The 20,158-nt window shown below is 63.4% G+C and carries 22 protein-coding genes; 16 read left to right on the plus strand and 6 right to left on the minus strand.

Going from position 1 to position 20,158, the window contains the following annotated elements; all coding sequences use genetic code 11:
* The 14 genes from CLI93_RS14375 to priA all read left to right on the plus strand — a co-directional run.
* A partial coding sequence (locus CLI93_RS14375) for an EF-Tu C-terminal domain-related protein (RefSeq protein WP_476726714.1) occupies positions 1-129 on the plus strand: 129 nt, incomplete at its 5' end.
* A gap of 26 nt (positions 130-155) precedes the next feature.
* Positions 156-467: a 30S ribosomal protein S10 gene (rpsJ, locus tag CLI93_RS14380; protein ID WP_095540420.1), complete on the plus strand. Its 312-nt coding sequence runs from the start codon at positions 156-158 to the stop codon at positions 465-467.
* 323 nt (positions 468-790) lie between these two features.
* Positions 791-1,450 (plus strand): 50S ribosomal protein L3, encoded by a 660-nt coding sequence (gene rplC / locus CLI93_RS14385; RefSeq protein ID WP_095543546.1) that lies wholly within the window; start codon positions 791-793, stop codon positions 1,448-1,450.
* Positions 1,450-2,067: a 50S ribosomal protein L4 gene (rplD, locus tag CLI93_RS14390; protein WP_095543547.1), complete on the plus strand. Its 618-nt coding sequence runs from the start codon at positions 1,450-1,452 to the stop codon at positions 2,065-2,067. Before rplC ends, rplD begins: the two co-directional genes overlap by 1 nt.
* On the plus strand, positions 2,064-2,399 hold the full coding sequence (rplW, locus tag CLI93_RS14395) for a 50S ribosomal protein L23 (RefSeq protein ID WP_095540423.1): 336 nt from the start codon (positions 2,064-2,066) through the stop codon (positions 2,397-2,399). The genes rplD and rplW overlap by 4 nt, the downstream gene beginning before the upstream one ends.
* A 3-nt stretch (positions 2,400-2,402) precedes the next feature.
* Entirely contained in the window at positions 2,403-3,230 is an 828-nt protein-coding gene (gene rplB, locus CLI93_RS14400) for a 50S ribosomal protein L2 (protein WP_095543548.1), read from the plus strand.
* Positions 3,231-3,242: 12 nt separating this feature from the next.
* The gene (gene rpsS / locus CLI93_RS14405) at positions 3,243-3,518 is read left to right on the plus strand and encodes a 30S ribosomal protein S19 (protein WP_095540425.1); all 276 of its coding nucleotides are present in this window, start codon (positions 3,243-3,245) and stop codon (positions 3,516-3,518) included.
* Between the two features lie 11 nt (positions 3,519-3,529).
* Positions 3,530-3,862: a 50S ribosomal protein L22 gene (gene rplV, locus CLI93_RS14410; RefSeq protein WP_095540426.1), complete on the plus strand. Its 333-nt coding sequence runs from the start codon at positions 3,530-3,532 to the stop codon at positions 3,860-3,862.
* Between the two features lie 14 nt (positions 3,863-3,876).
* Entirely contained in the window at positions 3,877-4,731 is an 855-nt protein-coding gene (gene rpsC, locus CLI93_RS14415) for a 30S ribosomal protein S3 (protein WP_095543549.1), read from the plus strand.
* Between the two features lie 2 nt (positions 4,732-4,733).
* Positions 4,734-5,150: a 50S ribosomal protein L16 gene (gene rplP, locus CLI93_RS14420; RefSeq protein WP_095540428.1), complete on the plus strand. Its 417-nt coding sequence runs from the start codon at positions 4,734-4,736 to the stop codon at positions 5,148-5,150.
* A gap of 16 nt (positions 5,151-5,166) precedes the next feature.
* Positions 5,167-5,397: a 50S ribosomal protein L29 gene (gene rpmC, locus CLI93_RS14425; protein WP_095540429.1), complete on the plus strand. Its 231-nt coding sequence runs from the start codon at positions 5,167-5,169 to the stop codon at positions 5,395-5,397.
* Positions 5,398-5,406: 9 nt separating this feature from the next.
* Complete coding sequence (gene rpsQ / locus CLI93_RS14430) at positions 5,407-5,676, plus strand: 30S ribosomal protein S17 (RefSeq protein ID WP_095540430.1); 270 nt, start codon at positions 5,407-5,409, stop codon at positions 5,674-5,676.
* Between the two features lie 180 nt (positions 5,677-5,856).
* Positions 5,857-6,984, plus strand: coding sequence for a uroporphyrinogen decarboxylase (gene hemE / locus CLI93_RS14435; RefSeq protein WP_095543550.1), 1,128 nt, complete (start codon positions 5,857-5,859; stop codon positions 6,982-6,984).
* Between the two features lie 586 nt (positions 6,985-7,570).
* Positions 7,571-9,763, plus strand: coding sequence for a replication restart helicase PriA (priA, locus tag CLI93_RS14440; RefSeq protein WP_095543551.1), 2,193 nt, complete (start codon positions 7,571-7,573; stop codon positions 9,761-9,763).
* Between the two features lie 82 nt (positions 9,764-9,845).
* On the opposite strand, the gene CLI93_RS14445 is transcribed toward priA, so the two are convergent.
* From CLI93_RS14445 to polA, 3 genes are all read right to left on the minus strand, one after another.
* Positions 9,846-10,565, minus strand: a complete 720-nt coding sequence (locus CLI93_RS14445; protein ID WP_095543552.1) for a nitroreductase — start codon at positions 10,563-10,565, stop codon at positions 9,846-9,848.
* Positions 10,566-10,661: 96 nt separating this feature from the next.
* Positions 10,662-11,357 carry an HAD family hydrolase gene (locus CLI93_RS14450; RefSeq protein ID WP_172424366.1) on the minus strand — a complete coding sequence of 232 codons (696 nt, stop codon included), beginning with the start codon at positions 11,355-11,357 and terminating at the stop codon, positions 10,662-10,664.
* A 38-nt stretch (positions 11,358-11,395) separates the two neighbouring features.
* Positions 11,396-14,167 carry a DNA polymerase I gene (polA, locus tag CLI93_RS14455; RefSeq protein WP_095543553.1) on the minus strand — a complete coding sequence of 924 codons (2,772 nt, stop codon included), beginning with the start codon at positions 14,165-14,167 and terminating at the stop codon, positions 11,396-11,398.
* A gap of 146 nt (positions 14,168-14,313) precedes the next feature.
* Between polA and CLI93_RS14460 the strand changes: the two genes are divergently transcribed.
* Positions 14,314-14,778: a hypothetical protein gene (locus tag CLI93_RS14460; RefSeq protein ID WP_238945927.1), complete on the plus strand. Its 465-nt coding sequence runs from the start codon at positions 14,314-14,316 to the stop codon at positions 14,776-14,778.
* Positions 14,779-14,875: 97 nt separating this feature from the next.
* Positions 14,876-15,841, plus strand: coding sequence for a homoserine kinase (locus CLI93_RS14465; protein WP_095543557.1), 966 nt, complete (start codon positions 14,876-14,878; stop codon positions 15,839-15,841).
* Positions 15,842-15,989: 148 nt separating this feature from the next.
* On the opposite strand, the gene CLI93_RS14475 is transcribed toward CLI93_RS14465, so the two are convergent.
* Genes CLI93_RS14475 through CLI93_RS15240 form a run of 3 tightly spaced genes read right to left on the minus strand, consistent with a single transcriptional unit; the run spans position 15,990 to position 20,030 of the window.
* Positions 15,990-17,363: an McrC family protein gene (locus tag CLI93_RS14475; RefSeq protein ID WP_095543554.1), complete on the minus strand. Its 1,374-nt coding sequence runs from the start codon at positions 17,361-17,363 to the stop codon at positions 15,990-15,992.
* Between the two features lie 9 nt (positions 17,364-17,372).
* A complete protein-coding gene (locus CLI93_RS14480; RefSeq protein WP_095543555.1) occupies positions 17,373-19,865 on the minus strand; it encodes an McrB family protein in 2,493 nt (830 codons plus the stop codon).
* A 12-nt stretch (positions 19,866-19,877) separates the two neighbouring features.
* A complete protein-coding gene (locus tag CLI93_RS15240; protein WP_172424367.1) occupies positions 19,878-20,030 on the minus strand; it encodes a restriction endonuclease subunit S domain-containing protein in 153 nt (50 codons plus the stop codon).
* Positions 20,031-20,158: the final 128 nt, after the last annotated feature.

A 20,158-nucleotide genomic window follows, 5' to 3' on the forward strand; every position in this document is an offset into this window, starting at 1 on the left:
CCTGGCGACAACGTCAGCATCACCGTCAAGCTGATTGCCCCGATCGCCATGGAAGAAGGCCTGCGCTTCGCGATCCGCGAAGGCGGTCGTACCGTCGGCGCCGGCGTGGTGGCCAAGATCATTGCCTAACTCTCAGGTGAGAAGGAAGTCACACCGTGAGCAAGCAAAAGATCCGTATCCGCCTCAAGGCCTTCGATTACAAGCTGATCGACCAGTCGGCAGCCGAAATCGTTGATACCGCCAAGCGCACCGGCGCCATCGTCAAGGGCCCAGTGCCTTTGCCCACGCGCTTCAAGCGTTTCGACATCCTGCGTTCGCCGCACGTCAACAAGAGCAGCCGCGACCAGCTGGAAATTCGCACGCACCAGCGCTTGATGGACATCGTTGATCCGACCGACAAGACCGTCGATGCACTGATGAAGCTGGACCTGCCTGCTGGCGTGGACGTGGAAATCAAGCTGCAGTAACGCGCTCTCTGCGTCATTAAAAGCCTGTGTCGTTTTTGCGGCACAGGCTTTTTTCATAGTGCGGCCAGCAATGCAGCCTGCTGCGCGGGGCAGACAGACAGTTTTGAGTGTGACTTCAGCGTCTGGCACAGGGGGGAGCTTGCTGTTTGTTTTTTGGCTGGCTATAATCACCGGCTTCGCCTATTGGCGCCATTTTTTGGTTTGTCTGGGGCGGAGATTTTTTCAACAACCTTCTCTCACGCTGGCGTCATGACTGGATGTGATGGCTGGCAAACGCATGCCGCCAATTGCAGTGGCTGCGGTGAGAGTTCTGGAGCAAAACAATGAGTCTGAGTAACTCCCTGGGGTTGCTGGGCCGCAAGGTGGGCATGATGCGCCTTTTCACCGATGACGGGGAGTCCATCCCTGTGACGGTGGTGGATGTGTCGGGTAACCGCGTGACCCAGGTCAAGACCCAAGAGAACGACGGGTACACCGCTCTGCAGCTGACTTTCGGGTCGCGCAAAGCGTCGCGTGTTACCAAGCCTGAGGCTGGCCATCTGGCCAAGGCAGGGGTTGAGGCGGGTGAGATCGTGCGCGAATTTCGCGTCACCGAAGAAACCGCTGGTCAATACGCAGCTGGCGCCAATGTGCCGGTCGCAAACCTGTTTGCCGCAGGTCAAAAAGTGGATGTGCAAGGCACCTCCATCGGTAAAGGTTATGCCGGCACCATCAAGCGCCACAACTTCGGCTCGCAGCGCGCCTCGCACGGTAACAGCCGCTCGCACAACGTGCCTGGCTCGATCGGTATGGCTCAGGACCCTGGTCGCATCTTCCCCGGCAAGCGCATGACTGGCCACATGGGCGATGAAACGGTGACCACGCAGAACCTGGACATCGTGCGTGTCGACGAAGCGCGCCAGCTGCTGCTCATCAAAGGTGCCATTCCCGGTGCCAAAGGTGGTTTTGTGACGGTTCGTCCTGCTGTGAAGGGAGCGAAGTGATGCAAGTAGAGCTCCTCAACGATCAAGGTCAAGCCTCGACCTGTGATGTGCCTGAGGCACTGTTTGGTCGTGACTACAACGAAGCGCTGATCCACCAGATCGTCGTGGCCTACCAGGCCAATGCCCGTCAGGGTACGCGTGCGCAGAAGGATCGCCAGCAGGTTCGACACTCGACCAAGAAACCGTTCCGCCAGAAGGGTACCGGCAATGCACGCGCCGGTATGACGTCCTCGCCGCTGTGGCGTGGGGGTGGTCGCGTGTTCCCCAACCTGCCCGAAGAGAACTTCTCGCACAAGGTCAACAAGAAGCAGTACCGTGCTGGCATCGCTTCGATCTTCTCGAAGCTGGTGGCTGATGGTCGCCTGTCCGTTGTCGAGGACATCAAGCTCGACAGTCCCAAGACCAAGGCGTTCGCTTCCAAACTCAAAAACATGAAGGTCGATTCCGCGTTGCTGATCGCTGATGAGGTTGATGAGAACCTCTACCTGGCATCGCGCAACCTGGCCAACGTGTATGTCATCGAGCCCCGTTACGTCGATCCCCTCTCGCTGGTGCATTTCAAGAAGGTGCTGGTGACTAAGGGTGCGGTTGACAAGCTCAAGGAGATGTTCGCATGAGCCGCATCAATCCGACCCCCAAAGAGCGCCAGTTCAGCGAAGGCCGCCTGTACCAGGTGCTGGTTGCTCCCATCGTTTCGGAGAAGGCCACATTCGCGGCCGAAAGCTCCAACGCTGTGACCTTCAAGGTCCTGCGTGATGCCACCAAGGCCGAGATCAAGGCAGCCGTTGAGCTGCTGTTCAAGGTTGAGGTCGAGGGCGTCTCCGTCGTCAACGTCAAAGGCAAGACCAAGCGCTTTGGGCGCACCATCGGCCGCCGCGATCATGTGCGCAAGGCCTATGTGCGTCTCAAGGAAGGTCAGGCGCTGAACCTGTCCGGGGAGGCTGCGTAAACCATGGCTATCATCAAACTCAAACCCCAGACGCCCGGTCAGCGCGGTGCGGTGAAGATTTCCCGCGCGCACCTGCACAAGGGCAAGGGCTACGCTCCGCTGCTGGAGTCGCAGCACCAGAAATCCGGCCGCAACAACAACGGCCATATCACCACGCGCCACAAGGGCGGCGGCCACAAGCACCACTACCGTGTGGTGGACTTCCGCCGCAACGACAAGGACGGCATCCCAGCCAAGATCGAGCGCATCGAGTACGACCCGAACCGCTCGGCCCACCTGGCGCTGGTGCTGTACGCCGATGGCGAGCGTCGTTACATCATTGCCCCGCGTGGCCTGGAAGTGGGCGCCAGCATCGTCTCTGGCGCTGAGGCTCCGATCAAGGCCGGCAATACGCTGCCCATTCGCAACATCCCGGTGGGTTCGACCATCCACTGCATCGAGTTGCAGCCTGGCGCTGGCGCGCAAATCGCCCGCTCGGCCGGTACTTCGGCCACGCTGTTGGCCCGTGAAGGCGTCTATGCCCAGGTGCGTTTGCGCTCTGGTGAAGTGCGCAAGGTGCACATCGAGTGCCGCGCCACGATCGGCGAAGTGGCCAACGAGGAGCATAGCCTGCGCCGTTTTGGCAAGGCCGGCGTCAAGCGCTGGATGGGCATTCGCCCGACCGTGCGTGGTGTGGTGATGAACCCGATCGACCACCCGCATGGTGGTGGTGAAGGCCGCACGGGCGAAGGCCGTCATCCTGTGGATCCATGGGGTAACCTGACCAAGGGCTACAGGACCCGTAATAACAAGCGGACACAGACTTTCATTGTGTCGCGTCGTAAGAAATAAGGGTAGGGCGCCATGACACGTTCACTCAAGAAAGGTCCTTTCGTGGATCACCACCTGCTGGCCAAGGTTGAGAAAGCCGTTGCTGGCAAGGACAAGCGGCCGGTCAAGACCTGGTCGCGCCGCTCCATGGTGTTGCCGGAGTTCATCGGTCTGACGATCGCTGTGCACAACGGCAAGCAGCATGTGCCTGTGTATGTTACCGATCAGATGGTTGGCCACAAGCTGGGGGAGTTCGCGCTCACCCGCACCTTCAAGGGCCACCCTGCTGACAAGAAAGCCAAGAAGTAAGGAGTCCAATCATGTCTGAAACACGTGCTGTACTCCGTGGCGTGCGCCTGTCTGCCGACAAGGGCCGCCTCGTGGCCGACCTGATCCGTGGCAAGAAAGTGGAGCAGGCTTTGAACATTCTGCAGTTCTCGCCGAAGAAGGCTGCCGGCATCATCAAGAAAGTGCTGGAATCGGCCATTGCCAACGCCGAGCACAACGACGGCGCCGACATCGACGAGCTGCGCGTCAAAACCATCTACGTCGAGCAGGGCATGACCCTCAAGCGCTTCACTGCACGCGCCAAGGGCCGTGGCAACCGCATCAGCAAACCGACCTGCCACGTCTACGTGACGGTGGGCTACTAAGCCAGAGGACGACTATGGGACAGAAAATCAACCCAACCGGTTTCCGCCTGGCGGTAAGCCGCGATTGGTCCAGCCGTTGGTACGCCAACAACCGCGATTTCGCTGGCATGCTGGCCGAAGACATCGAGGTGCGCGATTACCTCAAGAAGAAGCTCAAGAACGCGCAGGTCTCGCGCGTGCTGATCGAGCGTCCTGCCAAAAACGCCCGTATCACCATCTACTCGGCACGTCCGGGTGTGGTGATCGGCAAGAAAGGTGAGGACATCGAGAACCTGAAGAAGGAGCTCACCCGCATGTTGGGCGTGCCGGTGGCTGTGAACATCGAGGAAGTGCGCAAGCCTGAGATCGATGCCCAGCTGATTGCCGACAGCATCACCCAGCAGCTGGAAAAGCGCATCATGTTCCGCCGCGCCATGAAGCGCGCCATGCAGAACGCCATGCGCCTGGGCGCCCAGGGCATCAAGATCATGTCTTCGGGCCGTCTGAACGGCATCGAAATCGCCCGTACCGAGTGGTACCGCGAAGGCCGCGTGCCGCTGCACACGCTGCGCGCCGACATCGACTATGCAACCTCGGAAGCCTCCACGACCTACGGCATCATCGGTGTCAAGGTCTGGGTCTACAAGGGCGATACGCTGGGCCGCAATGACCTGCCCGCAGCCCCTGAGCCCCGCGCTGACGAGGAGCGTCGTCCGCGTGGCCGTCGCCCGGCCGGTGGCCGCGGCGGTCGTCGCGGTGCCGGCAGCAATGCCGCGCCGGTCGATGGTAGTGACAAACCCGCAGAGGCACTCGGTGCCAATGCATCTGCCGCCGTTAAGCGCGCTGCTGAAAGCGCGCCCGCCACAGCTGCGGACGGTAAAGGAGAATAAGCATGCTGCAACCTGCTCGCCGCAAGTACCGCAAAGAGCAAAAAGGCCGCAACACCGGGATCGCAACCCGTGGCAACACGGTAGCGTTTGGTGAATTCGGTCTGAAGTCCACCGATCGCGGCCGCCTGACGGCCCGTCAGATCGAATCGGCGCGTCGCGCCATCACCCGCCACGTCAAGCGCGGCGGTCGCATCTGGATCCGCGTGTTCCCGGACAAGCCCATTTCCACCAAGCCTGCTGAAGTGCGTATGGGTAACGGCAAGGGCAACCCGGACTACTACGTGGCCGAGATCCAGCCGGGCAAGGTGATTTACGAGATCACTGGCGTGCCTGAAGAGCTGGCGCGTGAGGCTTTCCGTCTGGCCGCGGCCAAGCTGCCGCTGCGCACGACCTTCGTGACCCGCCAACTGGGCGCTTGATTCAGGAGATACCCACATGGCTAAGAAATCGACTGAAAAGCAAAGCAAGGCCCAGGCACTGCGCGAGAAGGACGTCGCCGGCCTGAAAGAGGAAGTCAAATCGCTGCAAAAGGCCCATTTCGGCCTGCGCATGCAGGTGGCGACCCAGCAGCTGAACAACACGTCGGCACTGCGCACCACTCGCCGCGACATTGCCCGCGCCAAGACCATCCTGAACCAGAAGCAAGCCCAGGCGAAAGCCAGCTAAGGAGCCCATATGACGGAAGAAAAGAAATCCCTCAAGCGCACCTTGGTTGGCAAGGTGGTCAGCGACAAGCGCGCCAAGACTGTGACCGTGCTGGTGGAGCGCCGCGTCAAGCACCCGATCTACGGCAAGATCGTGATCCGTTCGAGCAAGTACCATGCCCACGACGAAGCGGGCGAGTACAAGCTGGGCGACACCATCGAGATCACCGAAAGCCGTCCGATCTCCAAGACCAAGACCTGGGTGGCCACCCGCTTGGTGCAAAAAGCCGCGCTGGTGTGATGCCATAGGTTGATGCCGATGCATTGAATGGCACTGGCGTCCAACCCGACCTGCCAACAAAGCCCTGCAAGCGATTGCAGGGCTTTGTTTTTGTGGTTTGGCTCTGCCGTTGCCATCTTACCTGCACGAAGCTCAGGCGCAGCGTCTGAGCAGGGCCCGATCTGCGCGACAATCTCGGCCATGACTTTCGCGCCGCTTCAAAACGACACTTTTCTGCGTGCCTGCCGCCGTCAGGCTACCGACTACACCCCCTTGTGGATGATGCGCCAGGCTGGGCGCTATTTGCCCGAGTACAAGGCCACGCGCGCCAAGGCAGGCAGCTTCATGGGGTTGGCCACGAATGTGGACTACGCCACAGAGGTAACGCTGCAGCCGCTGCAGCGCTATGCGCTGGATGCGGCGATCCTGTTCTCCGACATTCTTACCGTGCCCGATGCCATGGGCCTGGGGCTGCATTTCATCGAGGGCGAAGGCCCGCGCTTTGAGCGCTGCGCCGCCGACGAGGCCAGTATTGCCGCGCTGCGCGTGCCTGACATGGATCGGCTGCGCTACGTGTTCGATGCCGTGACCTCGATCCGCCGTGCGCTGGCCGGACGGGTGCCGCTGATCGGCTTTTCCGGCAGCCCCTGGACGCTGGCTTGCTACATGGTCGAGGGTGGCAGCAGCTCTGACTACCGCAAGATCAAAACCCTGATGTATGCCCGCCCGGATCTGCTGCAGCGGCTGCTGCAGATCAATGCCGATGCCGTGGCTGCCTACTTGAACGCTCAAATCCAGGCGGGCGCTCAGGCGGTGATGCTGTTTGACAGCTGGGGCGGGGTGTTGGCGGACAGCCATTTCCGCAGCTTCAGTCTGGCCCATACAGCGCGCGTGCTGGCGCAATTGCAGCGCCTCGGCCCCGATGGCAGTGATGTGCCGCGCATTGTGTTCACCAAGGGCGGGGCCTTGTGGCTGGACGCCATGGCCGGGCTCGATTGCGAGGTGCTGGGCCTGGACTGGACTGCCAATCTGGCCCAGGCTCGCGCCTTGGTTGGCGGGCAGGCCGGACAGCCGGGCAAGGCGTTGCAGGGCAATTTGGATCCCAATGTGCTGTTTGCGCCACCTGCGGCGATCGAACGGGAGGCTCAGCGTGTGCTGGAGGATTTTGGACCGCCCCACACAGACAGGGCCAGCAGCGGGCCCACGCACATCTTCAACCTGGGGCATGGCATCAGCCAGTTCACCCCGCCCGAGCATGTGCATTGTCTGGTCGAAGCCGTGCACAGCCATTCGCGCCGCATGCGCCAGTTCGCATCCATGCCGCGCTGAAGCGGGGGGCCATCGTTGCGCTGGACGGAATGGACTGGCAGACAGGCCCAGGGCTTTGTGCACACCGCAAGCCATGCGTGCACTGAGTGCAGCCTGGTAAGTCGATGTTTTTAAAAATCGCCCATAACCCATTGATTTTTATTGGGTGAAAGCTTTGCTTAAATCGCAGGCAAGCTAAGCAAGGGCTTGATTTCACAGGCCTTGAAGGCAGATGCCTGCAGCTTCTCCACAAGCTTGTCCACAGAAATTGGGGGTTATCCCTGAAATCGCTGCGCGATCAAGCTGTTGCGCGTGTTTTGGGTTGGGGCAAGGGCATCGCAACCGGACATCACAGGCGCTGCAGGGGGATTGGCCTTTGACTTTACCCACAGCGGCTCCCCCCAAGGCAGAGGATTCCTGCTGTGTGCTTGAGTTGGCGGCAACCCCATGAATTCATTGAAATTTCTTTGCTTGTCAACATGCTTGAAGGTGCTGAGGCAAAGCCATTGATGCCATGGCAACGGGCTTGCGAGCATGCTATGCACAGACTTATCCACATGGTGAGGGCAGGCCTCCTTCATGCGGCAGTGCGCCGCAAACGTGCCCTATGACGGCGGGACAGAGCGGGGCCGCCGTGCCGGAGGCTGGTGTGCATTCCATTCAGGTCGCGGTGGATGCGCCGTTTCACAGCGGCATTGGGCATTTGCTCAGCTACCGCAGTGCCAACGCGCTGCCGCCGGGCACGCTGGTGCGCGTGCCTTTGGGGCAGCGTGAAGTGCTGGGCATCGTCTGGCCAGAGCTGGTCGCACAGGGCCAAGCCCAAACACCGTCCACACAGCTCGCGCCGCTGCCCAACGGCCAGGCGTTGCGCGAAGTGCTCGAAGTGCTCGATGGGCAGCCGCCGCTGGCCCCAAGCTGGTGCCACTTGATTGAGTTTGCTGCGCGCTACTACCAGCGCAGCCTGGGTGAAATGGCCCTGCTGGCGTTGCCTGCTGCTTCGCAGGAGCAGCGTGCCGCGCAATGGCACAAGCGCCTGGCCAAGCTGGCCGCGCGCGCGCCGGCCCCTGCCGCCGCCCCCATGCCGGCGTTGCCCGCCCCGGCGCTGACGCCCCAGCAGCAGGGCGCGCTGCAAGCCCTGCGCCAGCATGGCGCAGGCACCAGCGTGCTGCATGGCGTGACCGGCAGCGGCAAGACCGAGGTTTACCTGCAACTGGCCGAGCAGCTGCTGCGTGAGCAGCCGCAGGCGCAGGTGCTGTTCATGGTGCCGGAGATCAACCTCGTGCCCCAATGGCAGGCGCTGCTGCAAGCGCGTTTTGGCCCCTGGCTGGGGGCCGATTGCGTGGCTGTCATGCACTCGGGCCTGACGCCCGTGCAGCGCCTGAACCACTGGCTGGCTGTGCACCATGGCCACCAGCGCCTGGTACTTGGCACGCGCCTGGCTGTGCTGGCCAGCTTTGCCCAGCTGGCGCTGATCGTCGTCGATGAAGAGCACGACCCCAGCTACAAGCAGCAGGAAGGCGCGCGCTACCACGCGCGCGATCTGGCCGTGTGGCGCGGGCGGCAACTGGGCGTGCCCGTGGTGCTGGGTTCGGCCACCCCCTCGCTGGAGAGCTGGCACAACAGCCGCGCAGCCAGCGCAGGCGATGCTGGCGGCCGCTACCAGCGCCTGAGCATGCCCGAGCGCATTGGCGGTGGCGCGCTGGCCGCGCTGCGCGTGGTGGATATGCGCGAGCAGCCGCGCGAAGCCGCACTGGCGCCGCCGCTGCTGCAGGCCATGCGCGAGCGGCTTGAAGCCGGCGAGCAATGCATGGTGCTGCTCAACCGCCGCGGTTATGCCCCGGTGCTGCGCTGCGGCGCCTGCGGCTGGAAAAGCGATTGCCCGCACTGCTCGGCGCACCAGGTGCTGCACAAGGCCGAGCGCAGCCTGCGCTGCCACCACTGCGGCTGGGCCTGCCCCGCGCCGCGCCACTGCCCGCGCTGCGGCAGCATCGATTTGGCGCCGCTGGGGCGCGGCACCGAGCAGTTGCAGGAGCTGCTGCAAAAAGAGCTGGGCGAATTGGTGCTCAGCGATGGGCGCATTCCGCAAGTGCTGCGCATCGATGCCGACTCCACGCGCCACAAGGGGGCGCTGCAGCAAAGCCTGGCCCAGGTGCATCGCGGCGATGTGGACGTGCTGGTGGGCACGCAGATGATTGCCAAGGGCCACGACTTTCGGCGCATCGGTCTGGTGGCCGTGGTGCAGCCCGATGGCGCGCTCTATTCCAGCGACTTTCGCGCGCCCGAGCGCCTGTTTGCGCTGCTCATGCAGGCGGCCGGTCGCGCCGGGCGCGATGCCCAGTATATGCAGGCCGGCGCCTCGCAGCCCGAGCTGTGGCTGCAGACCCACGAGCCTGGCCACCCGCTGTACGCCGCCCTGGCGCGGCAGGACTACCCCGGCTTCGCCGCCCAGCAACTGCGCGAGCGCCAGCAGGCTGGCATGCCGCCTTTCGTCTACCAGGCGCTGCTGCGCGCCGATGCCCGAACGCAGGACGCTGCCCAGGCCTTTTTGCGCCACGTGGCCCAGCAGGCCCGCGCTGCGGGGCTGCCCGGGCAGGAATGGGTCACGCTCTACCCGCCGCTGCCGCTGAGCGTGCAGCGCGTGGCCAATACCGAACGCGCGCAAATGCTGCTCGAAAGCCCATCGCGCAAGGCATTGCAGGTCTATCTGGCTGCTTTGCAGGCACTGTTGCACCAGGCCCGCAGCCAAGCCCCCAAAGGCCTGCTGCGCTGGCTGGTGGATGTGGACCCGCTGGCCATTTGAGCCCTGCGGCCAGGCTTGCAGCCTGCCCCGGCGCGTTGTGTCGGCAGCGTAGAAAGCCACTGCTCTCCAAATGGGCGCGGCTTCAAAAGCCGCGCATCTGCAGCCACTGCTGCGGGTCGGCGCGGTCTGCGCGCCATTGGTTGATGGGGGCGCTGTCGTCGGCGTAGCCCAGGGCGATGCCGAAGGCGATCATGTAGTGCTCGGGCAGGCCCAGCAGCGGCTTGAGCGCGCCTTGGTAGCGGCGCCAAAAGCCTTGGGCGCAGGTGGCCAGGCCGTGGGCCGTGGCCTGCAGCATCAGCGATTGCAGGTAGATGCCCAGGTCAATCCACTGCGCATGGCCCATGCGCTGGTCGATGCAGACCAGGATGCCTACGGGCGCGCCGAAGAATTCGAAGTTCCTGGCCAGCTGCGCCAGGCGCGCGGGCTTGTCGTCGCGGCCTATGCCCAGGCTGGCGTACAAGTCCTCGCCGTTTTTGTAGCGGCGGCTGCGGTAGGGCTCCCACAGGCTGGGCGGGTAGGAGAGCTGGCGCTCGTCCTCATCGGCCTGGCCTTGGCGCGCCGTGGCGATGAGCTCGGCCAGCGCCGCGCCGCGCAGGGCCAGTACCTGCCAGGGCTGCAGGTTGCCGCCGGAAGCGGCCCGGCCGGCCTGCACCAGCAGGCGCCGCAGCAGCTCGGGGTCGGGCTCCTGGCGGGTGAAGGCGCGCGCGGAATAGCGCGCCTGCAGGGCGGCTTCCACGGCAGTGGCTGTTGTGGCTGCTGTGGCTGCCGCTGCAGCGGCGGGGGCATCGGTATGGGTGTGCATGGCGGTGTAGTGCGTTGAAGGGGGATGGACAATGGCCTGCAGGCGCAGGCGCAGGCGCAGGCGCAGGCGCAGGCGCGCCAGGGCGTGAACAGGCGCTCAGGCCAGTGCGCGCGCCAGTGCGGCGACGGCCTGGGGCAGCTCCTCCATGTGGGCGATGAAGTGCTGCACGCCGGCTTGGCGCATGGCTGGCGTGTAATGGCCGCTCTTGTCGTAGCCGATGACGGTGGCGCCGGCGGCCAGGCCGGCGCGGCTGCCGGGCACGGAATCCTCAACGACCAGGCAGCGCTCAGGCGCCACGCCCACGGCTGCGGCGGCCTGCAGGTACACGTCGGGGAAGGGCTTGTTGCGCGGCAGGTCCTGGCCGCTGAAGATGCGCCCCTCGAAGTAGCGCCACAGGCCGACTTTCTGCAATTGCAGGTCGAGCTTGTGGCGATCGCCGCCGGAGGCGCAGGCGATGCGCCCGGCAAATTGCCGGTGCAGGGCCTGCACGGCCTGCGGCGCGCCGGGTTCGGGCTGCAGCTCGGCGCTCAGGCGTGCGTTGCGGCGCGCGTAGAAGTCGGCCATCCAGGCCTCGGTCAGGGGCTGGCCGGTCTCGGCCTCGATGCGCTCGCGCTGGTCGCGCACGGCCCGGCCGTGAAACAGCGCAAAGCACTGCGCATAGTCCAGCGCCCAGCCCGCTTCGTTGAGCATCTGGCACAGCACTTGGTTGGTGATGCCTTCGCTGTCGACCAGCACGCCGTCGCAATCAAACAGCACGGCATCGAAGGGCAGGGAGTGGGTATCAAGGGGCATGACGCAATGGGAATGAAGAAAAGGGGGGCAGCAGGCGTTCAATGCGCCTGTTCCCAGTTGTCGCCCACGCCGATCTCGGCCAGCAGCGGCACCTTCAGGTCGGCCACGCTGGCCATGACGGCAGGGATGGTCTGGCGCAGCCAGTCCACCTCGGCCTCGGGCACTTCGAACACCAGCTCGTCGTGCACCTGCATCAGCATGCGCGTGGCGTGCGGCTGGCTTTCCAGCAGGGCTTGCACGGCCACCATGGATTTTTTGATGAGATCGGCAGCCGTGCCCTGCATGGGAGCGTTGATGGCCGCGCGCTCTGCAGCGGCGCGGCGCGGGCCGTTGGGGGAGTTGATCTCGGGCAGGTAGAGGCGGCGGCCGAACACGGTTTGCACGTAGCCTTGCTCCTTGGCCTGGGCCTTGGTCTGCTCCATGTAGCGGCGCACGCCGGGGTAGCGCTCGAAGTAGCGCTCGATGTAGTTGCCTGCGGCCTGCTGGCCAATGCCCAGATTGCGCGCCAGGCCAAAGCGCCCCATGCCGTAGATCAGCCCGAAATTGATGACCTTGGCGTAGCGGCGCTGCTCGGCGCTGACCTGATCGAGCGGCAGGTCGAACACCTCGGCGGCGGTGGCGCGGTGGATGTCTTCGCCGCGCGCAAAGGCGCGCAGCAGCGCCTCGTCGCCGCTGAGGTGGGCCATGATGCGCAGCTCGATCTGGCTGTAGTCGGCGCTGGCGATCTTCATGCCGGGCGCGGCAATGAAGGCCTCGCGGATGCGCCGCCCCTCGGCAGTGCGCACGGGGATGTTCTGCAGATTGGGCTCCAGGCTGGAGAGCCGCCCGGTCACGGCCACGGCCTGCGCATAGTGCGTGTGGATGCGCCCGGTGGCCGGCAGCACCAGCTGCGGCAGCTTGTCGGTGTAGGTGCTCTTGAGCTTGGCCAGGCCGCGGTGCTCCAGGATGCGCGCGGGCAGCGGGTAGTCGGCCGCCAGGGTCTCCAGCACCTCCTCGTTGGTGCTGCGCGCGCCGGTGGCGGTTTTCTTGATGACGGGCATGCCCAGCTTGTCGAAGAAGATCTCCGCCAGCTGCTTGGGGCTGCCCAGGTTGAAGGGCTGGCCGGCCAGCTGGTAGGCCTGCTGCTCCAGCTCCAGAATGCGCTGGCCCAGATCCTGACTTTGCCGCGCCAGCAGCTGCGCATCGACCAGCACGCCGGCGCGCTCCATCTGGAACAGCACCTCGCTGGTGGCAATCTCCAGCGCGTAAATGCCTTGCAGGTCATCGCCCGCCAACAGGCGCGGCCAGAGCGCGCGGTGCAGGTCAAAGCAAAAATCCGCATCCTCGCAGGCGTAGTGGCCGGCCTGCTCGATGGCCACCTGGCTGAACGGGATTTGCGCCGCGCCCTTGCCGCACAGGGCTTCGTAGCTGGTGCCGCTGCGCCCCAGGTGGCGCTGCGCCAGGCTCTCCAGCCCATGGGGCTGGTGCGCTTCAAGCACGTAGCTTTGCAGCATGGTGTCGTGGCGGTAGCCGCGCACTTCAATGCCGTGGTTGGCAAACACGTGCCGGTCGTACTTGATGTGCTGGCCCAGCTTGGCATGCTCGGCGCTTTCCAGCCAGGGTTTGAGGCGCTGCAGCACCTCATCGCGCGGCAGCTGCGGGCCCACGCCTGGATAGTCATGCGCCAGCGGGATGTAGGCCGCCTCGCCCGGCGCGGTGCTCAGGCTGATGCCGACGATTTGCGCGCACATCTGATCCAGCGAGGTGGTCTCGGTGTCGATGGCCACCAGCTCGGCGGCCTGCCAGCGCGCCAGCGCGGCATCGAAGCTGGCCCAGTCCTGAATGATCTGGTAGTGCAGCGGGCCGTCGTAGCCGGCGGGCGCAGGTTGTTCAGGCGCAGGCGCAGCGGCCTGCGCCGCGCCGGGCGTTGCCGCGCCCGCACTGGCGCTGCTGCCCCCGCCTGCTGGGGCCTGCAGGCCGCGCAGCAGCGACTTGAAGCCGTATTGCTGGTACAGCGCCGCCAGCGCCGCCTGGTCGGGCGCGCGCATGTCCAGCGCCTGCGGCGCGGGCAGGCCGGCCACGTCGCGCTTCATCGTCACCAGTTGCCGCGCCGTGGGCAGCCAATCCAGCGCCGCGCGCAGGTTCTGCCCGGCCACGCCCTTGATCTGCCCGGCCTGCGCCAGCAGCTGCTCCAGGCTGCCGTATTCGCCCAGCCATTTGGCGGCCGTCTTGGGGCCGACCTTGGCCACGCCCGGCACGTTGTCCACCGCATCGCCCACCAGGGTCTGGAAGTCGATCATGCGCTCGGGCGGCACGCCGAACTCGGCCAGCACGCCAGCGGCATCGCGGCGTTTGCCGCTCATGGTGTCGTAGATGGTGATGCGCTCGTTCACCAGCTGCGCCAGATCCTTGTCGCCGCTGGATATCAGCACCTGCAGGCCCTGCGCGGCCGCCTGTGTGGCCAGCGTGGCGATGACGTCGTCGGCCTCCACCCCTTCGATGGCCAGCAGCGGCCAGCCCAGCGCCTGCACAGCCTCATGGATGGGGGCGATCTGCGCGCGCAAATCATCGGGCATGGGGGCGCGATTGGCCTTGTAGTCCGGGTAGAGCGCATCGCGGAAGGTCGCGCCGCTGGCGTCGAATACGCAGGCCGCATAGCGCGCCGGCACCTCTTTGCGCAGCGCCTGCAGCATGTTGATCATGCCGCGCAGCGCACCGGTGGCCGGGCTGGCCGGGTTGCCCGGATCGGCGCGCAGATCGGGCATGGCATGGTAAGCGCGGTACAGGTAGCTGGAGCCATCGACCAGCACCAGGGTGTTCTCAGCAGTCATGGGCCGGTATTGTGCAGGCTTTCCCGCCTGGGGCCGGGGGTGGCTGGGCGCGCAACAGGCCCTACAATCGCCGCCATTGCTGTTTCGCCAGGGCTGGCGCGCACCATGCGTATGCCACACAGCCTTCGCACCACCGAATGCCTGCCATGACCGCTGTTTCTTCCCCCCGTCTTCGCCTTGCCTTGCGCCGCGCCGCGCTGGGCGCCGTGCTGGCCGCCAGCGGCACCTGGGCTGTAGCTCAGCAGGTTCAGGCCGCAGACGCTGGCGCCCCCGTGGTGTATGAGCGCGTCGTCTCTGGGGGCGTCGGCTCCAGTGCCGGCGCCGGCGCCGCGCCTGAGGCTGCCAGCGCAGCAGATGCCGGCAGCGCGGCTGCACCGACCGCTGGCGCGCGCACGCCGGCTGTGCGCATCTCGCACCAGGATGCGGGCTCGCGCGTGGACGAGCTGCGCGTGCGTGGCCAGACGCAGGAAATCACCGTCACCCCAGCCGGCCAGCTGCCCACCTATGAGGTGCAGCCCGGCAGCAGCCAGCGCTACCAGAGCCACCAAATGGGGCGGCACGCCAGCGACGGCACCAACGGCCCGCGCCGCTGGAAGCTCGGCGAGTTCTGAAACTGCATTCCGAAAACCCCATAAGCCCCCGCGCGGCCCCATGCCCCTGCGGCGCAAGCCTGTGCCTGCGCGCGGCCTTGAGCACATTGCTTTTCCCATGGCTGTCTATACCGAAGTCACCCCTGAGCAGGCGCAAACCCTGCTGGATCAGCTGAACCTGGGGCGCCTGCTGGCCCTGCGCGGCATCGAAGGCGGCATCGAAAACACCAACTACTTCGTCACCACGCAGCAGGGCGAATACGTGCTGACGCTGTTCGAGCGCCTGACGCATGAGCAACTGCCTTTTTACCTGCGCCTGACGCAGCACCTGGCCGGCAAAGGCATTGCCGTGCCCGCGCCGCAAACCGATGTGCGCGGCGAGCTGCTGTTCACGCTCAACGGCAAGCCCGCAGCCGTGGTCGAAAAACTCGACGGCCAAAGCCAACTGCAGCCCCAGGCCGCGCACTGCGCGCAGCTGGGCCAGGTGCTGGCGCGCATGCACCTGGCCAGCGCCGACTTCCCGCTGCAGCAACCCAATCTGCGCGGCCTGCCGTGGTGGAACGCCACGGCGCCGCACATTCTGCCGCACCTGAGCAGCGCCCAGGCGGCGCTGTTGCAGGCCGAGCTGGCGCACCAGAATGTGCTGGCGCAATCGCCGCAGTACGCCCAGCTGCCGCGCAGCGCCGTGCATGCCGACCTGTTCCGCGACAACGTGCTGTTCGTCGGCGAGCGCCTGAGCGGGGTGTTCGATTTCTATTTCGCCGGCATCGACACCTGGGCCTTCGACCTGGGCGTGGCCCTCAACGACTGGTGCATCGACCGGGCCACGGGCGCTTTCGAGCCCGAGCTGCTGCAGGCGCTGCTGCAGGCCTACCAGGCCGTGCGCCCACTGCAGCCGTTGGAGCAACAATTGCTGCCGGACATGCTGCGCGCCGCAGCGCTGCGCTTTTGGATCTCGCGCCTGTGGGATTTCCATCTGCCGCGCCAGGCCAGCCTGCTCAAGCCGCACGACCCTGCGCACTTCGAGCGCATTCTGCAGGCCCGCATTGCTGGAGCGGATGTGACAGTTTCAGGTGCTTGTTGATGGCCGGCACCTGGCTCTGGGAACAACTCGGCCATCAGCGCCTGCGTGAGCCACGGCGAGTTCTCGACGAATCGGCACTTGACACAGGTCCGACCATCCCCAGTTTCGTAAAGTAGAAATCCGCTGGGTTGTGGCGCTTGGAGTTCGGTCATATCTGCGCCGCCGCTTGGGGGTAGCTGTCAAGTTTGTGAAATGCCTTCGGCAGGGATGACATCGGGGCAAGGAATTCATCTAAGCTGCCGCATGAGGGCAACAGCAATCGCTTGTCCTTCAGGCAGAACGGCAGCACCCATAACCGCAGCCCTGACGATTTTGGAAACTCGAACACGGGTAGCGCCTTGTTCAAATCATCCGTCCTCGGGTAGATCAGCACCACGTCCCCTTGGCCGTCGAGGTAGCTCTGGCCATAGGCGTGGAGTTGGTAGAAGTCGCTCTGATCCAGACCGTATTTGTCTGAACCCGTGGCCTGTGAGCCATCGATCAGCTTCCACTTGGTATCCAGCACCATACGATTGACCTTTACCGACTGTACCAGCAGATCGGGTTTCAGGCGGAACCAGTTCTGTTCGAGGTGCCTGACTAGGGAAAGACTGCGAGCCTGCGTGCGCAGCGTGAAGCCTTGCTCAAGTTGCCGTCCAAGATGCTTGGCAACGAAGGCCTCGAACACGGCCTCCATCGGAAACAGTAGCGACGGTGCATGATGCTCACCCGCGCCGGTGAGTGGTGATTGATTTTCAAGGATCAACCGTGCCCACGCCAGCGCCCCTTCGTAATACGCCATGCCGCGATCCAGGCGCACTCGCTGGAAGTCCGTGGCAGGGTGTTCCGATGCCGGCACGTCGGCAAACACGAAGCACAACTCGCGTGCCAGTTGCTGGTTGGCCTGCGAGCCTGTCCAGGCGAGCGCCCGTTTGAGCGCTGCGTGCAACAAACGGTTCTCCGGTCGGTTGGGCGAGAACTCATCGAACTCGACAAAAAAGCGGTCGCGCTGACACAGGTTGTGTCGCAGGTGTGCCGCCATTTGCAGCTTGCCACGCAGGGCAAACAAGTTGTCTTGCTGTGTCCTGTAATTGCTGCGCAGGCCGCGTTTGACGAGGTGCTGCACGGCGCGAAGGAATTCAGCGATGAACACCTCCAGCAAGGGCATGCGGGTGGCGAACAGCTTGGCGCTGTTGGTCTGGATGTGGCGAAAGCCGCCCAGACAGCGCAGCATTCCGATCAGCAATTGACGCGCCTCAACATCGCCCCCACCAATCGCCTTGCCGACTTTTGGCAACACTTCGATCTGATAACCATCCGGTGCCCGTATCACGCCGACAAAATTGCTCACTTGTACGGCGCGTTGCCCGCGTCGCTGGGTCAGGCGCAGCCAGGGCGCTTCATCTGCCTCAGCCAGGCGCAGCGCCTGCGTTTCCAGCCAGGAAAACACCGGTGGCGGCACCGTGCGCAGCCCCACACCATCAGTCACACCGACAGCAGCAGCCACCAGTGCATCGAATTCGTAGATTGGGCTATGAGCCATTGATCCCTCTCAAACCAGGGGCTCGTAAATACCACGGTAGCTGGCTGGGTTGGTAAATGCCGAGGGCTGGAGTTGGTAGCGACGCTGGATGCTGTAGCTGTCAAGGCCGTGATTGTCGCCAAACAGGTTGTGCAATGCCCGCTCGTCGGCATCGCGCTCGGTGATGAACTGAGCGGTATCGGGCTTCTGGTTGTCGCCCAGTACCAGTTGAATCTTGTGCCAGTCCTCGAAAAAGTATTCCTCCAGTAGCGGCAGGATGCGATTGCGGAAAGTATTGGACAGAGCCTCGAACCGCTGCGCACCATCTGTCGTGCTCCGCAGGTGGGTGAAGTAGGCATGGCCGATGCAATGCTCGCGGTCGTACAGCACTTCAATGCGCTCGTTGATGCGCTCCAGCACACGGCGCACATCAATTTCGCCTGCTGGCGTGGTGACCATCAAGCCAGCCAGCGGGGCACTGTCCGGCTCATTGGGTATTTTCTCGGCGCGCGTATCGGGCAGCAGCGGCACGAAGTCAAAACGGCGGCGCAGCGCTGTATCCAGCAATGCCAGCGAACGATCTGCCGTGTTCATCGTGCCGATGATGTCCACATTGGCAGGCACGGAAAACTTCTCACCTGAATACGGTAATGTGACAGATATGGCATTGGGCATTCCTTCGCGCTTGTCCGGCTCGATAAGGGTGATCAACTCTCCGAAAATCTTGCTGATATTGCCCCGATTGATTTCGTCGATGACCATCGCAAAGCGCTGATCGGGCGCTTGCCGTGCTTTCCGGCATAGTTCTTTGAATGCACCGGAGCGGATTTCATAACCCACCTCACCCGATTCATCGTCATCCCCAGTCAAAACAGGCCGTAGGCCTTCGACAAACTCCTCATAGCCATAAGACTGATGAAAGGTTACAAAGCTGTAGCGCTGTATTGTCGAAACGCCTTGATGATCGGTTCTGAACTGTTCAACCAAAGTCCTCAAGTCTTCGCCAATATCCTCCCATTCACCGGCGAAGTGCCAAATCGAATCTGCGGTCTTGTCGAAGATGGCAGGGCTCATGCGCAACTTGATGTTTACTGTTGAAGATGTCAGCACAGTATGGTGCTGCAAGGTGCCCCATAGCGTTTTTTGGATGCCGCCTTTACGCCCCTTTGCATTCGCAATTGCCTGAATGAAAGGGTGTTTCGCCAGTTCCGGTACGCGCGCCCGGCCCCCCAGGTCATGGAGTGCAGCAGCAGCGCCCTCCCACCATTTCAGCGTTGTGATGTGTTCGACAATGAATTGCGCCTGTCGCTCTTGCATTGAAATGTCAGCGCCCCGCGACTCGTAATCACTCTTGAGCAGTCGCATCAGCGTGAAAGTCTTGCCAGTGCCGGGTGGACCGTAGTAGATGCGGTTGAAGCATGCTGTGTTACATGGATTTCCCGTGGATGGCGTTGCACTGGACGGCGGTGCCTCGACATGGTCCAGGTGGGGCTCCTCTATCGGCTCACCGGCCAGTGAGACCAATTCGGTCAGATCGATGCCAAAGAACGGTTTGAGCAAAGTGGATTCAAATTCCGGCAAATCGTCCGCGCCGACTTGCCAGAAAGTCGTATTGCCTTGCGGTGACCAGTATTTTGAATTGACGGTGTAGCGGTCGGTGCGCTGTGCAGGCTTTAGTACGCGATAACTGCGTTGCAGCCAGTCAGCGCGCTGAGGCCAGGGTTCAACGCCGGAAGTAAATTGAGCAATGAGCCGTGGACTATTGCCGTGGCAGAGGAAAAACAACGAGCCCATTGGGGCTTCGGCGAACTTCTTGCCTTGTTCTTTGCCGGTTTTCTTGCCCATCACACCCAAGTGAGTGTCCAGACACTGCTGACGCTCCGCATCAGTCAAGCTGCCGTGCGAGAGCTTCCAGATCGCCAGATTTTTCTGGCTCCATGCCTCCCACACCTGCTGGCCGAATTCCAGAATGCCGGTGTCTGCCGGACGCTTAGCGAGCGCAGCCTTCTGCAAGACGGCCATGCTCTGGCTGGCCGTGCCGTCTGTGTACGCGGCTAGCGGCGCACGCTTGAAGATGTTCAGGATCACCGGCGCCTGCCGGTTCTGGTAGTGGAAGGCGATCTTCCACTTGAAGGCTTCGCCCAGATGTTCGAAAGCCTCGATGGCTTCTAGGTCGCCCTGAGCCGCCCAATCAGCCAGCTGTACCACGAAGTCGCGCACCTTCTCGAATGCGTCTTGTGCCGTGGCGCCCAGCGATGAATACCAGCCGTGCGTGCCGGAATAGCTCAATTTGCCGTCGTTTTTCTTCTCCTCGGTGTCCCTGCGCGAGAAGACGCCGAACTTGAACGCCGATCCGCCCCAGATACTGCCCAGCTCATCCAGCCGCGATTCGATCCAGTAGGTGAAACTGTCTTTCGATCCCGCCTGGCTGTAGTCATCCAGGCTCATCGTGGCCAGACGGGAGGCAGGCCAGACACTGAGGAATTCGTCCCAGAGGGCATATTGCGGTTGGAAGTCGATCATCGTCACCGTTCCTTACAGATACTTCTGCAGAATGGCTCGCTTGCGGGTGACTGTGCCGTCGATCACTGCTTGAGCCTTGGCAATCTGTTTCTTCAAGGCTTCGACGCGGGCGACGAATCTTTTCTGTTCGGGTAGGGGCGGCACGGGTGCCTTGATATTGCGCATGGGGAACCTCTCAAAACCTCACCTGTACTTTTGATCGAGTAAATTGCTCAGCATGATCACTCCTGGCAGCGCCCTGAAGTTCGACCTGTTTGCCCAAGCCTGTCGAGAGCGCAAGCTTGAAGACTTGG

The sequence above is a fragment of the Vandammella animalimorsus genome (genome assembly GCF_002288875.1).
Lineage (GTDB): Bacteria > Pseudomonadota > Gammaproteobacteria > Burkholderiales > Burkholderiaceae_C > Lampropedia > Lampropedia animalimorsus.